At 62.0% G+C, this 16,169-nt stretch carries 13 protein-coding genes; 4 read left to right on the plus strand and 9 right to left on the minus strand.

What is annotated here, in order from left to right:
• Positions 1–70: 70 nt before the first annotated feature.
• Positions 71–427: a DUF1937 family protein gene (locus ACJ8HH_RS07985; protein ID WP_039566053.1), complete on the plus strand. Its 357-nt coding sequence runs from the start codon at positions 71–73 to the stop codon at positions 425–427.
• Between the two features lie 38 nt (positions 428–465).
• Here the strand turns inward: ACJ8HH_RS07985 and ACJ8HH_RS07990 are convergent, their stop codons facing one another.
• Together ACJ8HH_RS07990 and ACJ8HH_RS07995 are read right to left on the minus strand one after the other, a co-directional pair.
• Entirely contained in the window at positions 466–2,391 is a 1,926-nt protein-coding gene (locus ACJ8HH_RS07990; RefSeq protein ID WP_033648359.1) for a DUF3857 domain-containing protein, read from the minus strand.
• A gap of 123 nt (positions 2,392–2,514) precedes the next feature.
• Complete coding sequence (locus ACJ8HH_RS07995; protein WP_033648361.1) at positions 2,515–3,084, minus strand: helix-turn-helix domain-containing protein; 570 nt, start codon at positions 3,082–3,084, stop codon at positions 2,515–2,517.
• Between the two features lie 129 nt (positions 3,085–3,213).
• Here ACJ8HH_RS07995 and ACJ8HH_RS08000 point away from each other — a divergent pair, with 129 nt between their 5' ends.
• Positions 3,214–4,110 carry a DMT family transporter gene (locus ACJ8HH_RS08000; protein ID WP_033648363.1) on the plus strand — a complete coding sequence of 299 codons (897 nt, stop codon included), beginning with the start codon at positions 3,214–3,216 and terminating at the stop codon, positions 4,108–4,110.
• Between the two features lie 209 nt (positions 4,111–4,319).
• Here ACJ8HH_RS08000 and ACJ8HH_RS08005 read toward each other — a convergent pair whose 3' ends face one another.
• From ACJ8HH_RS08005 to ACJ8HH_RS08020, 4 genes are all read right to left on the minus strand, one after another.
• Complete coding sequence (locus ACJ8HH_RS08005; RefSeq protein ID WP_060451586.1) at positions 4,320–4,925, minus strand: nitroreductase family protein; 606 nt, start codon at positions 4,923–4,925, stop codon at positions 4,320–4,322.
• 69 nt (positions 4,926–4,994) lie between these two features.
• The gene (locus ACJ8HH_RS08010) at positions 4,995–6,293 is read right to left on the minus strand and encodes a c-type cytochrome (protein WP_060451587.1); all 1,299 of its coding nucleotides are present in this window, start codon (positions 6,291–6,293) and stop codon (positions 4,995–4,997) included.
• 27 nt (positions 6,294–6,320) lie between these two features.
• Entirely contained in the window at positions 6,321–8,579 is a 2,259-nt protein-coding gene (locus tag ACJ8HH_RS08015; protein ID WP_060436337.1) for a xanthine dehydrogenase family protein molybdopterin-binding subunit, read from the minus strand.
• Positions 8,576–9,049 carry a (2Fe-2S)-binding protein gene (locus ACJ8HH_RS08020; RefSeq protein ID WP_033634592.1) on the minus strand — a complete coding sequence of 158 codons (474 nt, stop codon included), beginning with the start codon at positions 9,047–9,049 and terminating at the stop codon, positions 8,576–8,578. The genes ACJ8HH_RS08015 and ACJ8HH_RS08020 overlap by 4 nt, the downstream gene beginning before the upstream one ends.
• A gap of 486 nt (positions 9,050–9,535) precedes the next feature.
• Between ACJ8HH_RS08020 and ACJ8HH_RS08025 the strand changes: the two genes are divergently transcribed.
• Positions 9,536–10,270 carry a MurR/RpiR family transcriptional regulator gene (locus ACJ8HH_RS08025; RefSeq protein ID WP_060428033.1) on the plus strand — a complete coding sequence of 245 codons (735 nt, stop codon included), beginning with the start codon at positions 9,536–9,538 and terminating at the stop codon, positions 10,268–10,270.
• A gap of 130 nt (positions 10,271–10,400) precedes the next feature.
• Positions 10,401–11,837, plus strand: a complete 1,437-nt coding sequence (locus ACJ8HH_RS08030; RefSeq protein ID WP_086556920.1) for a 6-phospho-beta-glucosidase — start codon at positions 10,401–10,403, stop codon at positions 11,835–11,837.
• Positions 11,838–11,907: 70 nt separating this feature from the next.
• On the opposite strand, the gene ACJ8HH_RS08035 is transcribed toward ACJ8HH_RS08030, so the two are convergent.
• The 3 genes from ACJ8HH_RS08035 to ACJ8HH_RS08045 form a co-directional block, all read right to left on the minus strand.
• Positions 11,908–13,086, minus strand: coding sequence for a 4-hydroxybenzoate 3-monooxygenase (locus ACJ8HH_RS08035; RefSeq protein WP_060428031.1), 1,179 nt, complete (start codon positions 13,084–13,086; stop codon positions 11,908–11,910).
• A gap of 4 nt (positions 13,087–13,090) precedes the next feature.
• Positions 13,091–14,440 (minus strand): MFS transporter, encoded by a 1,350-nt coding sequence (locus ACJ8HH_RS08040; RefSeq protein ID WP_060451588.1) that lies wholly within the window; start codon positions 14,438–14,440, stop codon positions 13,091–13,093.
• 385 nt (positions 14,441–14,825) lie between these two features.
• Positions 14,826–16,169: a D-serine ammonia-lyase gene (locus ACJ8HH_RS08045; RefSeq protein ID WP_060426127.1), complete on the minus strand. Its 1,344-nt coding sequence runs from the start codon at positions 16,167–16,169 to the stop codon at positions 14,826–14,828.

A 16,169-nucleotide genomic window follows, 5' to 3' on the forward strand; every position in this document is an offset into this window, starting at 1 on the left:
GCGCCGCCTCACGGGAAAACTGCGCCCTTTTTTTCCCCCCACGTTCTAGTTATTGAGAGAGAAAACGGTAATGAGAAAGATATTTTTGGCCTGCCCCTACAGCCACGCCGACGCCAACGTCGTGCAGCAACGCTTTATAGCGTGCAACGAGGTCGCCGCCGCTATCGTGCGCGCCGGCAGCGCCGTTTTTAGCCAGGTCAGCATGTCGCATCCGATCAACCTGTGTTTGCAAGAGCTCGACAAAACCGCCATCGGCAGGCTGTGGGCGCCGATCGACGCCCTGTTCATGGCGGCGATGGATGAGTTGATCGTGCTCGATTTGCCGGGTTGGCAAGAGAGCGGCGGCATCAAGCGCGAGATGGACTATTTCGCCGCGCGCGGCTGCCGCGTCAGCCTGTGGTCCGAGGTCGCGGGCGAGTTCAACTGAGGCGTGCGCCCCGCCGCTTAGCGCGACGGGGCATCGGCTTACTTGCCGGTGGCCAATTCGCCGTACACCACCTGGCCGCGGAAACCGCGCCGCACCTGCTGGAACAGCTCGCGGAACGCCGGGTAATCCTGCGCCTGGCACAGCGCCTCCTTGCCGCGAATGGCGTTCACCTGCAGCTGATGATTGACGATCACCTGCTGCCCGTCGCGCCGCCACGCCACGCGATAGTCGCCCGCCGCATTGCGGAACTGCCTGTCTTGCGGAATGGCGATGATCGGCACGTTGGCCGGCAGCTGCAGACGGTAGGTTTCGTCGTAGCGCTGCGCGCTGCAGTAGAACGGTGTTTCGTTGCCAGGCGCCGCCGTGGTGGTGTACAGCGTGCGGAACGATTTGCCGCCGGGCGGATTGGGCAGCGTCATGCCGCCCACCACGCCGAAATCGACGTAGTCGTCCGCCTTGAAGCGGAAGCGGTAACCGAACTGTTTTTTGAGATCCAGCGGATCGCTGTTCATCGCCACCTCGCCGCTGCCGTCGATGCCGGAGGCAGACATGATAGACGCTTCGGCCTGCGCCCGGTTCTGCCGGTTGATCTGCGAGAAGTAGCCCCGCAGGTCAATCTCTTCCACTTCGCTCAGCCGCCGCTCGGTTTGCCCGTGCAGATTGCCCGCTTTGTCGAACACGAAATCGACGCTCAGCGCGCTCTTGACCGGCTGCTCGTCGCTGCCCGGCGTACGCGCCAGTTTGGCGTCGCGCGTCAGCAGTACCGGCGCCCCCAGATCGCCTTCCGGCAGTTGCCCGAAGCGCGCCCACGGATTGGTGGAATCCAGGTACAGTTTGAATTCCGGCACGTAGGTGATGGCGTGATTAAAGCGGCTGAGCAGCGGCACTTTAGGCAGTATCGGGCCTTCGTCCATGCCGATCAGCACCGGCGAGCTTGCAATGCCTTTGGCGGCGAGCAACGCCTCCAGGATCACCACGTGATCCTTGCAGTCACCGTAGTGGTTGTCGAGAATGCTCTGCGCCGAATTCGGCTCCAGCCCGCCGTTGCCCAGATACACCGCCACGTAACGAATGTTTTGCGCCACCCAGCGATAGAGGGCCTCCGCCTGCTCGCGCCGATCGCTGATGCCGGCGGTGATGTTGTCCGCCAACGCCTGGATGCCCGGCGTCACCTTCGCCGCCGCGCCGGCCTTCAGCTGGTAGGCCTTGGCCAACTGCGGCCACTCGCGGTAGGTGCTGGCCATGATGGTCGGGCTGAAGGTCCAGCTGTCCGCCGCCCAGTTTTGCGATTTCATCGGCGCGCTGCGTGAATAATGCCAGCGCCAGTGCGCCTGCCCGTCGCGGATCTGCGGCTTGTCTCCGCCCGCCACGCCGCGCGTGAAAATATGCATCGGCAGCTTGGCGGGCGCCTGCAGGGTCACTTCGGCATCGTCGAACTGATCGAAAACGCTGAACGTCTCCCACAGGCCGAAATAGTCGGGGAAATACGGGGTGTTTTGCGTGCGGCGCAGCTCATACACCACGCGCGATCCCGGCGCCAGGTTGGAGAACACGATGACGCGCACTTTGCGGTCGGCATACAGCGGCGCCGTGGCGCTGGAGTAACTCTCCTGGGTATAGATGCGATCGGGCGCCACGTCGTGGCGCTGGCCGTCGGCGGTCAGCGTATAAGCGGCGACCACCTCCAGCGTTTCCATTTTTTCGCTGTAGCTCAGGCGGATCTGGCTGAATTTCTCGACCGCCGCCTTGGTCTTCAGCAGCACTTCGTAGCTTTCCGTCTTCACGTTGGTGGCGTTGGCGTTGACGCGGTAATCCGCGCGATAGCGTACGAAGCTGAAATCGTTGTTGGCCGTGTCGTTCTGGCCCTGATCCGCTGCGGCGGGCGGTGCGACGGCCAACACGGTGGCCGGGTGCGTCGCCGTCAAACCGGCGAATAACAGCAGGGAAGGAATAGCGATTTTCATCTTCGGTCCTTGAAGGGCAATAAACGGCGACGCCGGGCTACGCGCCCGTCCCGGCGTCAAAACAGGCGGGCACACTAATATAATTGAGAATCATTTTCAATAAACGAACCGTCAACGCCCAGGTTAGCCCTGTTCGATCAGCATCACGGCGGTGGTATCCGGCTCCAGCGCTTCGAAAACGTGCTCGCGATCGGCGGAATAGCTGATGTAATCGCCGGCGCTCAGCTCCTGCGGCTGGTCTGCCGGCCCCAGGCGCGCGCGCCCGCTGCTGATAATCACATGCTCGACGGTGCCGGGAGGATGCGGCCGGGAAAGCTTGGCTTCTCCGGGCTGCACCCGCAGCCGATAAATGTCGCGCTGCGCCCCCGGCGGGCAGGTGGCCAGCAGCGTGGCGGCGTAGTTACCCTGCTCCGACAGTGCCGGCGTTCCCTCATGGGCGCGGATCACCTGCACCTGCCTGCTCGGCTGTGAAATCAGCCGGCTGACCGGCACATCCAGCGCCATCGCCAGCGCCCATAGCGTTTCCAGGCTGGGATTGCCGCTGCCGGCTTCCAACTGCGACAGCGTGGACTTGGCGATGCCCGCGCGCTTCGCCAGTTCGGTGACGGACAGGTTCACTCGCTCCCGCTCGCGGCGGATCGCCGCCGACAAGAGGCCGATCGGCGTGATGTTCTGCATTAGGCTATCGCTCATTGTTCGCTATACCATCCACTTGTTCGACTTGACGAACACTCGTATTCATGTTCATCATAATGTTCGATTGTTCATTTTAATGATTGCACCGCTTTGCCGCAAGTGCGGGCAGGCAACGAGGGAAACCACATGAAAACGAAAACGCGCGGCGCAGTGCAAATGATCCTCGCCATGACCATCTCCGGCACCGTGGGGTGGCCGGTGCTCGTTTTAGGGCAGCCGCCCGCGACGGTGGTGTTTTGGCGCTGCGCGTTCGGCGCGCTGGCCATGCTGGCGACCTGCGCCGCACTCGGTCAGCTGAAATCAGGCGCGATCAACCGGCGCCAGCTGAGCTTCGCCATTCTGGGGGGAATAGCCCTGGTGCTCAACTGGACGCTGCTGTTTGCCGCCTATGCGCATGCCTCGATCGCGGTCGCCACCGTTACCTACCACGTTCAGCCGTTCATGTTGGTGGCGCTGGGGGCGCTGCTGTTCGGCGAAAAGCTGACGGCTAATCGGCTGGGCTGGCTTCTGCTGGCGTTCGCGGGAATGGTGTTGATCGTCACCGGCCGGCAAAACGGCGGCGGCGGCGATGACTATCTGCTCGGCGTGGCGCTGGCGCTGGGCGCGGCCCTGATGTACGCCATTGCGGCGGCGATCGTTAAACAGCTGGCCGCGCTGCCGCCGCAGCTGATCGTGTTGATTCAGCTGACCGTCGGCGCGCTGGTGATGGCGCCGTTCGCCGGCCTGGCCACGCCGCCTGCGGCCCCGATCGACTGGCTGCTGCTGGCGACCCTCGGCCTGGTGCATACCGGCTTGATGTCCACGCTGCTGTACGGCGCCATTCAGAAGATCCCCACCTCTCTGGTCGGCGCCCTGTCGTTCATCTACCCGGCGGTGGCGATCGTGGTGGACTGGGCGGCATTCGGCCACCGCCTCAGCCTGTTGCAGCTACTGGGCACGCTGGCGATCCTGGGCGCCGCGGCGGGCATGAACTTCGGCTGGCGGCTCTCGCCGGTCGCCCGGCGGGCTGATAAAACCGGTTAATCCCGTCCGGCGGGCAAGCTATGCACAATAAGGCATTCGTCTTGCGCCCGGCGCGGTGCTATTTATTTACACCGTGTAGGGTAGAAGGAGTGTTCTATGTGGCATCACCGCCTGCAACGGCGCATCCGTTTCAGCTACTGGAACGAACTGTGCGTCGTAAAAAAATAAGGGAAGGCGCAAGCCTTCCCTTTTGTCATTCACCGCTCAGCTCAGAAACGATCGGTTTTCACCACCTCGTCGAACGGCAGTTTGCCGATACGCGGATAAGGCTGCCCCGCCGCCTTGCCGATGGCGACCATCAGCGCGATCTGATAGTGCGCCGGTTTGTTGATGATCTCGCCCACGGCGTCGAAATCAAACCCGTCCATCGGGCAAGAGTCGTAGCCCTGCGCCTTGGCCGCCAGCATCAGCGTCTGGGCGAAGATGCCGCTGCTGCGCATCACTTCGTCGCGCTGCACCTGCGGCTTACCGCGATAATACTGATCGACGGCCGGGATCATGAACTGCTGTACCGGCTCCGCCGCCTCGGCCCAGACGTTTTTTACCTGTGACTCCCAGCTCGACAGATCGCCGCACAGCACGACCAGCATCGACGCATCGGTGACCTGTGTCTGCCCCCACGCCGCTTCGCGAATTTTCTCGCGCTGGGCGCGATCTTCGATCAGCAACGGGCGCCAGTGCTGCAGGTTAAAAGCGCTGGGTGCGCCCTGCAGCGCGATAGTCAGCAACGCTTTTTTCTCTTCGAGCGTCATCACGTGCTGCGCATCAAACTGTTTGGTGGCGCGGCGCTGGCGGATTGCGTCTAACGTATTCATTTTACTGCCCCTGTCCATGTGAAAGATCCTATTGTCGCCAACGCGACGCGGCTGTCCAGCCCCCGACGGCTATTTCTGCGCGGTTTCGGCGCGCAAACGGCTGACCTGCGCGGTCAGATCGGGCCACGGTGCCTGACCGGCGTAGTGCTGCCGCAGATAGTTGAGCAGGATGGCGATCTGCGCGTCATCCAGGTTATGGCGGAAGCCCGGCATATAGCCCAGTTCGGCGTTCGCCGGCCGCTGTATGCCATCCAGCACCACGCGAATGGCGTTGTCCGGCGCCTCGGCGAACAGGTTGGTGTTCAGCGCCAGAGAAGGCCGCACCCCCGCCATCTGCGCGCCCTTTTCCTGCGCATGACAAGCCATGCAGGCGCCGGAAAACAGCCGCGCGCCTTGCGAGCTCAGGGGCTCCACCTGCCGCTCTGCCTTAGCGTTCAACGTGGCCGCCGTCGCGCCCGCCGCCGTTTCAGGATGATAGCTGCGCAGATAGACGGCGATCGCCTGCAGATCGGCCTGCGGCAAGCGGGACAACCCTTCTTCGATCACCGGCGCCATCGGGCTGGCGGCCACGCCGTGGTTGGCCGAGTAGCCGGTACGCATGAAATCGACCAGATCCTGCTGCGTCCAATCGAGCGGCGCGGGCGAGCGGCCGGTCAACGCCGGCGCCATCCAGCCTTCCGCCACGCCGCCGGCCAGGTGGTCGCTACCGGTTTTCTCGCCGAACAACACGTTGCGCGGCGAGTGGCAGGCGCTGCAGTGCCCCAGCCCTTCGGCCAGATAAGCGCCGCGGTTCCAGGCGGCGCTTTGGGCCGGGTTTTCCTGCATCGCGCCCGGCGTCAGGAACAGCAGGTTCCAGGCGAAGATGCCCTGGCGGATATTGAACGGAAAGTGCAGATCGGTGGCCGGCGGCCGATAGTTGACCGGCGGTTGCGACATCAGGTAGGCGTACAGCGCCTGCAGATCGTCGTCACTCGTGCGGGTAAAGGCGGTATAGGGAAACGCCGGATAAAGGTAGCGGCCCTGGCGATCGACGCCGTGGCGCATGGCGCGTTCAAACGCCGCGTAGCTCCAGCTACCGATGCCGGTTTCCACGTCCGGCGTGATGTTGGTGGTGTAAATGGTGCCGAAGGGGATCGCCATCGCCAACCCGCCGGCGTTGCGCTCACCGCCCGAACGGGTGTGGCACACCGCGCAATCGCCGAGATCGGCCAGCGTTTTGCCGCGCGCAATCTGCGCCTCGCTAAAACTGTTCGTCGCGTCGGCGGCGAGCGGCGCGATTTCCGGTTGCCAACTGGCGACAACGCCGGCCACCACCACGGCGAGCACCGTAACCCCGCCCCACCCGGCGATCTTTTTCATCTTACTCATCTTTGCTGTCCTTGTTCGTGACGGGGATTAATGGCCGGCCTGGGCGCGCAGCGCGGCAAGCACCCGCGCCGGCGTAAACGGCACCTCGCGCAGCCGCACGCCGAGCGCGTCAAACAGCGCGTTGCCGATCGCCGCCGCGCTCGGCACCGAGGCGGATTCTCCGGCGCCCATCGGCGCTTCCTCCGGGCGATCGATCAGTTGGATATCGATTTGCGGCAGCTCGTCGAAACGCAGGATCGGATAGCCGCCCCAGTCCAATGACGTCACCCCCGTCTTGTTGAAGGTCACGAACTCTTTCAGCACCCGGCTGGCGGACTGGATGACGTTGCCGTGCACCTGATGGCGCACCCCGGCCGGGTTGATCATGCGGCCGCAGTCATGCGCCACGAAGATTTTATCGAGCGTGATCTGCCCGGAGCGGCGGTTGACGCTGAGATCGCACACCCAGGCCGCCCAGGCGGCGCCGAAGCCGGGGAATTTGCTGTGGAAATAGCGCGCGTAAGCGAAGCCGCGGCCGCTCACCACTTCGGCGCCGGCGGCGCGCGAGCGATGCGCCGGGCCGTCTTGCCAGTTCGCCTGCCGTTTCAGCGCTTCAATCAAGGCCACCGCGCGCGGATCGTTCAGATAGCGCAAACGAAACGCGATCGGATCCTCGCCGGCGCGCCATGCCAGCTCGTCGATCCAGGACTCATGGGCGAACACGTTGGGCAGCGCCGAAACGCCGCGCATCCACGAAGCCCGCACGATCGGCGCGGCGTCCTGGCAGATCACCCGCATGTGCGGATACTCGTATTGCGGAATGGCGGTGCGATCGCCCATCTGCTGCACGTCGGCCCGGTTGGCCACTTTGCCGGTCAGCACCAGCGGCAAGGTCACGGCATTGTTGGAGGGGTAGCTGGTTTTCAATTCGTAGGCCGCCACCCGGTTTTGCGCGTCGAGGCCACCGCGCACCCGAATCAGCTGGCCGGTGCCCTTCGGCTCCCAGCCTGATTCCTGTTCGCGCATCAGCTGCACGCGCACCGGCCGGCCGGTGGCCCGCGCCAGCAGCGCCGCGTCCGCCGAGACGTCGTCGGCGCAGTTGCGGCCATAGCAGCCGGAGGCCTCCATGCGGGTGATGTGCACCTGCCCAGGCGGCAGCTCGAGCAGCCTGGCGATGTCTTTGCGCAGATCGTGCGGGTTTTGCGTGCCGGACCACACCTGCGCCCGCCCGTCTTTGACTTCCGCCACCGCGCAGGAAGGGCCGATCGAGGCGTGCTGATGGTAAGGCCAGACATAGTCGGCCTGCACTGCGGTATGCAGCAATGCCAGCGCGGCGTCAGTGCCCGCGTCGTCGCGCAGCACGCGGTCGGTTTTCGGATTGGCCTCCAGCGCGGCGGGCAGCGCTTCCGGCGACAGATCCGGCAACCCGGCCCAAGGTTTCCATTCGGTTTTCAGTTGGCGCATGGCGGCGATCGCCTGCTCCTCGCGCTCGGCCACGATGCCGATGAAATCGTTGATCACCACCAGTTTCACGATGCCCGGCAGGTGCGCGATCGAGCTTTCATCCACCGACAGCAGGCCGCCGCCCAACGGCGCGCTGCTGTCGGCGCCTACGTATGGCGGACGCACCACCCGGCCATGCAGCATGCCGGGCAAGCGCAGGTCGTGGACGTAGGTCAGCCCACCGCTCACTTTGGCCGGAATATCGACCCGGGGCACGGCGCGGCCCACATAGCGGTTCTGCCGTTCGCTGTTCAGCTGCACGTTTTTATCCAGCATCACGTGCAGATTTTGCCCACTCGCCAGCTGCGCATAGCTCAGCGATCGCCCTGGGTTCCTGGTCACAAATACCTGCCCCGCCGCCGCCGTCAGCTGTTCGGCCGGCAGTTCGAAGGCTTTGGCCGCCAGCGCCGTCAGCAGGCACCGCACCTGCGCCGCCGCCTGTCGCAGCGGTACCGACGTCACCTGAAGGGTGGCGCTGGCGATGGTCGGCCCCTGATCCGGCGTGCGTTGCGTATCGCCAAGGATCATCGTGACTTGCTCGAACGGCACGCAAATTTCATCGGCGACGATCTGCGCCAGCGCGGTGCGAATGCCGGTGCCCAGATCGACGTGGCCATTGAACGCCGTTACCCGGCCGTCGGCGGTAAGGCTGATAAAGCTGTCCACCCGATCCAGCGGCAGATCGGCGGGCGATGCAACCGCCTCGGCGGCGAAGGCGCTCAATGGCGCAGGCAGCAGGCTGCTGACCATCACCACACCGCCGGCCTGCAGCAGCTGGCGGCGGGTCAGTTCGAGGCGGCTCATGCTTGCCTCCGCGCGGCCAGCAGATCGCGGGCGCGCTCGGCGGCGTGCAAGATCTCGATATGCGTGCCGCAGCGGCACAGGTTGTAGGCCAATTCTTTCTTGATGGTTTGTTCGTCGGCCTGCGGCTCCCGTTCGAACAGCGCGACCAGCGTCATGATCATGCCGTTGGCGCAGTAACCGCACTGCGCCGCCTGCTCATCGATAAACCCTTGCTGTACCGGATGCGGCGCTTCCGCGGTGCCCAGGCCTTCCAGCGTGGTGACGGATTTGTTTCCTACGGCGGACAGTGGCATTGAGCAGGAGCGTGCGGCGACGCCGTCGATCAGCACCGTGCAGGCGCCGCACTCCCCCAGGCCGCAGCCGTATTTGGGGCCGTTCAATTGCAGATCGTTGCGTAAAACATACAGCAGCGGGGTCTCGGGCGAGATATCGCCGAGTGGAACCACCCGGCCGTTAACATTGATTTCCATGGTGAAACTATCCCTTAAGCAAACGGATTTAATCCGTAACATCACTGCGATGAATAATTTCGCAGCGTGCTAATAATTATCATCAAAAGGCTTGATAATGTTAAGGGAATGTAGCCGTCGTGGCTTTAACGAAAAGTGGGTATTTTCTATAAATTTCCTATAGATAAGCTCGGTTTTATGATTGCAGCCCGTGATTATTGGCGTTCGCCAACGCGGCCTCGACGCCATAACTTTGCCGATCTTTCACTTTAGAAAGCAGAAACCGGCATTTTGCCGCCGGGATCCGCTGACTTATGCTAACCCGGTGTGATGAAACGCGTTTTCATGGCATGTCTTCCGGAACGTTTTGCTTTATTTGTTCGTCGTGAACCCTGGGCCGCGCCTGACTGGTGCGGCTTTTCTTTTTGCCCGGCAGTGCCAGCGGCGGTGAGTTTTGCTATGTTAAGCCGCAGATAAGCTTCCCGTTTTCAGCCGCCGGACCGACTCATGTTTACCCATAAAGCAATCGCCGAGCTCAACGCCCTGGAGCTGATGGTTTATAACTACGTCAGCAAACACAAGAATCAAGTGATGTACATGACCATCCGCGAGCTGGCCGAGGCCGCCGGCGTGTCCACCACCACCGTGCTGCGGTTTTGCAAGAAAATGGGCTGTGATGGCTATTCGGAATTTCGCATCCGTTTCAAGCTGTATCTCGAACAGAACGATGCGCCGCCGGTCGATTCCGGCATCGGCGAAATCCTCAGCTTTTTTAAAAGCGTCAGCAACGATGAGTTTAATCAGCTGATCGATCAGGCGGTGCAGCATATCGCCGCCGCCGAGCGAATTATTTTCGTCGGCATCAGCACCTCAGGCGCATTGGGGAAATATGGCGCGCGCTTTTTTTCCAACGTTGGGAAATTCAGCACTCACATCGACGATCCTTATTATCCCGTCAACAGCGACATGTATAAAAACGCGGTGGCGATCGTGCTGTCGGTTACCGGCGAAACCGAAGAGATCCTGCGGCTGGCCAGCCAGTTCAGCCTGCACCACTGCAAGATCATCAGCATTACCAACAACGAAACCTCTTCGCTGGCGCGGCTGGCGGACTTCAACCTCTCCTACCACGTTCCGCAGCATTTGATCGGCGGGCATCACAATATCACCACGCAGATCCCCGTGCTTTACATTATTGAAACCATCGGCAAACGGCTTGGGCATATTAATTCGGCCAAATAAAACAGGCTGTTTTTTTATTGTGACAAATCACTTTCCACGGTGATTTGTTATATCGTGACATTTCTTTCGCTCTTGCTACTCTATTCTCAACGCAGCGTTATTACCCTTCATTAAATAAACCGATGAGATATTGACGATGAAACAGTTGCCGAAGGATTTTCTGTGGGGGGGCGCGGTCGCCGCGCACCAGGTTGAAGGCGGTTGGGATCGGGGCGGTAAAGGGCCAAGCATCGCCGACGTGCTGTCCGGCGGCTCGCACGGCGTGGATCGCGTGATGACCGACGGCGTGCTCGACGGCTATCGCTACCCCAACCACGAAGCGGTGGATTTCTACGGCCGCTATAAGCAGGACGTGGCGCTGTTCGCCGAGATGGGCTTCAAATGCTTCCGCACCTCGATCGCCTGGACGCGCATCTTCCCGAACGGCGACGAAGCGGCGCCGAACGAAGCCGGCCTGCAGTTTTACGACGACCTGTTCGACGAACTGCTGAAATACGGCATCCAGCCGGTGATCACCCTGTCGCACTTCGAAATGCCTTACCATCTGGTGAAGGCCTACGGCGGCTGGAAAAATCGCCGGGTGGTGGAGTTCTTCGTGCGCTTCAGCGAGGTGGTGATGCGCCGCTACCGCGAAAAAGTGAAGTACTGGATGACCTTCAACGAGATCAACAACCAGAGCAACTACCGTTATCCGCTGTTCGGCTACTGCTGCTCCGGCGTGGACTACACCCGGGAAGACAACCCGGAACAGGCGCTGTATCAGGTGCTGCACCACCAGTTCGTCGCCAGCGCGCAGGTGGTCAAACTCGGCCATCAGATCAACCCGGAATTCAAGATCGGCTGCATGCTGGCCTGCGTGCCGTTCTACCCGTACTCCTGCAAGCCGGACGACGTGATGTACGCCGTCGAGGCGATGCACCAACGCTATCTGTATACCGACGTGCAGATGCGCGGTTACTACCCAAGCTACCTGCTGCGCGATTGGGAACGCAAAGGGCTGAAGATCGAGATGCAGCCGCAGGACGCGCAGATCCTGCGCGAGGGCTGCGCCGACTACATCGGCTTCAGCTATTACATGAGCAACGCCCTGCAGGCTAACGCGGTGGACGGCAGCGACGGCATGTTCGGCTTCCCGGGCAACGTGCCGAACCCGCACGTCAAGGCCTCCGACTGGGGCTGGCAGATCGATCCGGTCGGGCTGCGCTATTCGCTGAACGTGCTGTATGAGCGCTATCAGAAGCCGCTGTTTATCGTGGAGAACGGCTTCGGCGCCTTCGACAAGGTGGAAGCGGACGGCCGGATCAACGATGACTACCGCATCGACTATCTGCGCGCCCATATCGAAGAAATGAAGAAAGCGGTGATTGAAGACGGCGTAGACCTGATCGGCTACACGCCGTGGGGCTGCATCGACTGCGTGTCGTTCACCACCGGCGAGTACAGCAAACGCTACGGCTTCATCTACGTCGACAAACACGACGACGGCACCGGCACGCTCGAGCGCTCGCGCAAGAAGAGCTTCGACTGGTACCGCCGGGTGATCGCCAGCAACGGCGAACAGCTGTAACCGCACGCAGGCAATCAGGTGGCCCTGCTCGCCGCACGCCGCCCATGCCTCACGGCATGGGCATTTTCGCTTATAGTGCCGGGAATGGCGCCCCGACATAATTCTCCGCCAGCATCGTCATGGCGCTGCGCGATTTCACCGTGTACTGCAATTCTGACAGTTGCAGCCGATGCTCGAAAGGCGTGTCGTCCCGACGGGTATGCAGCATGTGGGTCATCCACCAGGAAAAATGCTCTGCGCGCCAGACCCGCTGCAAAGCGGTGTCGCTGTACTCGTCCAGCCGTTGCCAGTCGCCTCGCCGGTAAAACGTCTCCAGCGCCTGGGACAACAGGCAGACATCGGCCATCGCCAGATTCAGCCCTTTGGCGCCGGTCGGCGGCACGATATGCGCCGCGTCGCCCGCCAGCAGCAGGCTTCTGTAGCGCATCGGTTCTGTAACGAAGCTGCGCATGCCGACCACGTTTTTCTGGAAGATACGGCCCTTTTTCAGCGCCCAGCCTTCATGGTTTTCCAGCCGCTGTTCCAGTTCGTGCCAGATGCGATCGTCCGACCATTGATCGACCTGTTCCGCCGGATCGCACTGAAAATACATGCGCTGTACGCCGGCCGAACGGGTGCTGATCAGCGCAAAGCCGCGCGGATGGCAGGCGTAGATCAGCTCGTCGCTGGACGGCGGCGCTTCGACCAGAATGCCGAACCAGCCGAACGGATAGATGCGGGTGTAATCCTGCCGCAGCCCGCCGGGCATCGCCGCGCGGCTGATGCCGTGGAATCCGTCGCATCCGATGACGAAGTCGCAGCGGAGCTGGCGCGGCTGGTCACCGTGACGGTAGTGAACCTCGGGCTGTGCGCTGTCCAGCGCCTTCAATTCAACCTGCTCCACCTCGAAAAACAGTTGCCCCTGCGCCGCCACACGCGCGGCGATCAGGTCTTTCAAGACTTCGTGCTGGGCATAAACGGTGACGGCGCGGTCGGTCAATCCCGCCAGATCGATGCGGTGCTGACGGCCACCGAATGCCAGCCGGATCCCCTGATGCCGCGCCCCTTCCCGCCGCATCCGCTCTCCCAATCCGACCTGGTTGAGCAGATCGACCGTCCCTTGTTCGAGCACCCCGGCGCGAATGGTCGATTCCACCGCCGCCCGGCTGCGCGTTTCCAACACCACCGATTCCACGCCATGCAGATGCAGCAGATGAGACAACATCAAGCCGGCCGGGCCGGCGCCGATTATCGCAACCTGTGTGCGCATAGTATTATTCCCTCACAGCATTTTTATTGAGCGGCGCCGGCAGCGCCGGGTAGCCGGAAAGGTGCTTGGCGATCAACGCCAGCGCCGCGATCAGCGCCGGGATGGCCAGCAGTGTGAATATGGTGCTGAACGACAGCTGCATCAGCGCACCACCGCTCATCGCCCCCAGAATGCCGCCAAAACGCCCGAGACCGAGCATCCATGCCACGCCGGTCGCCCGGCTCTGGGTGGGATAAAATCCGGCCGCCAGGGCCGGCATGGATGACTGCGCGCCGTTCATGCAGGTGCCGGCGATGAACACCGTGATCGCCATCAGCGGCGGGTAGCTATAGACAAAGCCGATGATGCCGACGAACAGGCCGGTGAGCAAATAGCCGACGGCCACCACCTTGTGCGGGTTCATGCGATCCATCAACCAACCGATAATCAATACGCCGAGCCCCCCGCCGAGCGGAAACAGCGCGGTGATTAGCGACGCCTGCGTGACGGAAGCGCCGGTTTCACGGATCAACAGGGGCAGCCAACTGGTCAGCAGATAGAAAATCATCAACCCCATAAAGTAAGTCAGGCACAGCATCAAGGTGCCCAGCAGATAGCGACGGGAAAAAATCATCCCCAGCGGCGAGGCCGCCTTTATCTGCCCCTCTTCCTGCAACATGAAATGCGGCGTCTTTGGCAGTGGCGCAATGCGCTTCAACACTTTGGCGATGCGTTGTGCGGCATAGCCGCGCGCAACCATAAAGCGCGCGGATTCGGGCAAGGCGGCGATCAAGACCAGCGCCAGCAGCAGCGGCATAACGCCACCCAGCACCATCACGCTCTGCCAGCCGAAATGCGGGATCAGCCAGGCGGAAGAAAAACCGCCCAGCGATGATCCGAGAGGAAAACCGCAAAACATCAGATTCACCATCAGAGCCCGGCAGCGCTGAGGCGCATATTCCGACATCAGCGTGGCGGCATTGGGCATGGCCGCCCCCAATCCCAGCCCGGTCAGGAAACGCAACAGCGTCAACGTCGACAGCGAGCCGGCGAAGGCGGTCAACAAACTGAAGCCGCCGAACAGCAGCAGCGAGATCACCAGCACTTTCTTACGCCCGATACGGTCCGCCAACGGCCCGGCGGCCAACGCGCCCACCGCCAGGCCGACCAAAGCAGCGCTCATCACCGGCCCCAGAGAGGTTTTTTCTATTCCCCATTCCTGCACCAGCGACGTGGCAATGAAACCGATAATGGCGGTATCGAAGCCGTCCAGCGCTACCGCCAAGAAACACAAAACCAGTATCAACCACTGGTAGCGAGAAAATGGCTGGTCATCGATAAACCCTCGGATTTCTACGTTGTTATCGTGTGGCATGGCTTGCTCCTCAGGGGGTGCGGCAACCCTCACCGCACAGAACAACCGGCTGCGTACCGGCAAGAGGGTTAATTTGTGCGATTATCGGAACATAGTTCGTTAATCGACAATTAAATCAAACCACCCCACGGCGAATGCTTCAATATTGTTAAAACAATAAGCGTGCGATAAACGAACATCAGAGGACGGTAAATAAAATAATTTTATTTACTATTAATGGGATGGGGTTGTTTTTTCCGTTACCACAGAATGAGGGTTTGTGATTCAATTAACATTTTAGAAACATTAACGCTGCCCTGTTTGGCGCTGACCATAGGCCTGAAGGCACAGTCGCTTTTCGAACGGCGCTCGCCCTCTAAAAAGGGAGCGAGCGCAAGAAACGCCCTTATTGACTCAGAGACGCCTGCCCGGCGGCGAGATACTTCGCCATTTCCGCCGGCGGCACCATGCCGCCACCGGTCGCCCACACCAGGTGCGTCGCCTGCGCCAGGCTCTCTGTGCTCACGCCTTGCTCGCCGAGCTGCCGCGCTTGGGCCGCAACGCGCCACGGCCCGGCCATGCCGGCCAGCGCGGATGGCTCCAGCTGGATATGCTCGTGCTTGTCCAACAGCCCGAGCAGCGCAAACATCTCTTCGTCGCTCAGGGTGTAAAACGCGCTCAGCAGGCGCTCCATCGCCCGGCCGACAAAGCCGGAGGCGCGTCCCACCGCCAGCCCGTCCGCCGCGGTGCGGTTATCGATGCCAAGATCCTGCACCGCAATGCCGTCGTGCAGCCCGCTGTAAACGCCGAGCAACATGCAGGGCGAATGAGTCGGCTCGGCGAAAACGCAGTGAACATGGTCGCCGAAGGCCAGCTTGAGGCCAAACGCCACGCCGCCCGGCCCACCGCCGACGCCGCACGGCAGATACACGAACAGCGGATGCTGTGCGTCCACCACGATGCCCTGTTGGTCAAACTGCCGTTTCAGGCGGCCGCCGGCCACCGCGTAGCCGAGAAACAGGGTTTGCGAGTTTTCATCATCGATAAAGAAACAGAGCGGATCGCTCGCCGCCTGCTTGCGCCCCTGCTCGACCGCCACGCCGTAATCTTCGGCGTACTCCATCACCGTGACGCCGTTGTCGCGCAGCTTTTGCTTCTTCCACGCCCGCGCATCCGCCGACATGTGGACGCTGACGTCAAACCCCAGTCGGGCGCTGATGATGCCGATAGAGAGCCCCAGGTTGCCGGTCGAACCGACGGCGATGCGGTACTGGCGGAAGAACTGGCGAAACTCGTCGGAAAACAGCCGGGCGTAGTCGTCGCCAATCTGCAGCAGCCCCGCCTCCAGCGCCAGCGTCTCCGCGTGCGTCAGCACCTCGTAAATGCCGCCGCGCGCCTTGATTGAGCCGGAGATCGGCAGATGGCTGTCCTTTTTCAGCAGCAGCTTCCCGCCAAGCCGCAGCCCATAGCGCAGGTCCAACGCCTGCTGCATGGCGGGGATCGCCACCAGCTCGGATTCGATGATCCCCTTTGTCGGCCGGGTTTCCGGGAAGGCCACGGCGAGATAAGGCGCAAAGCGCGCCAGGCGCTGCTCCGCGGCGGCGACGTCGGCGGCGGTCAGGCCGACATGGGGCAAGCCTGCGGCCAGCGTTGTCGCGCGCGGATTGAACCAGGTGATAGGCTCGAGGGCGACCATTCGTTGCAACAGCGGGTGCTGCGCAACCCACGGTTGAATCTGTGATTTTTGCAT

The organism is Serratia sp. CY32780 (assembly GCF_052169135.1).
GTDB lineage: Bacteria > Pseudomonadota > Gammaproteobacteria > Enterobacterales > Enterobacteriaceae > Serratia > Serratia sarumanii.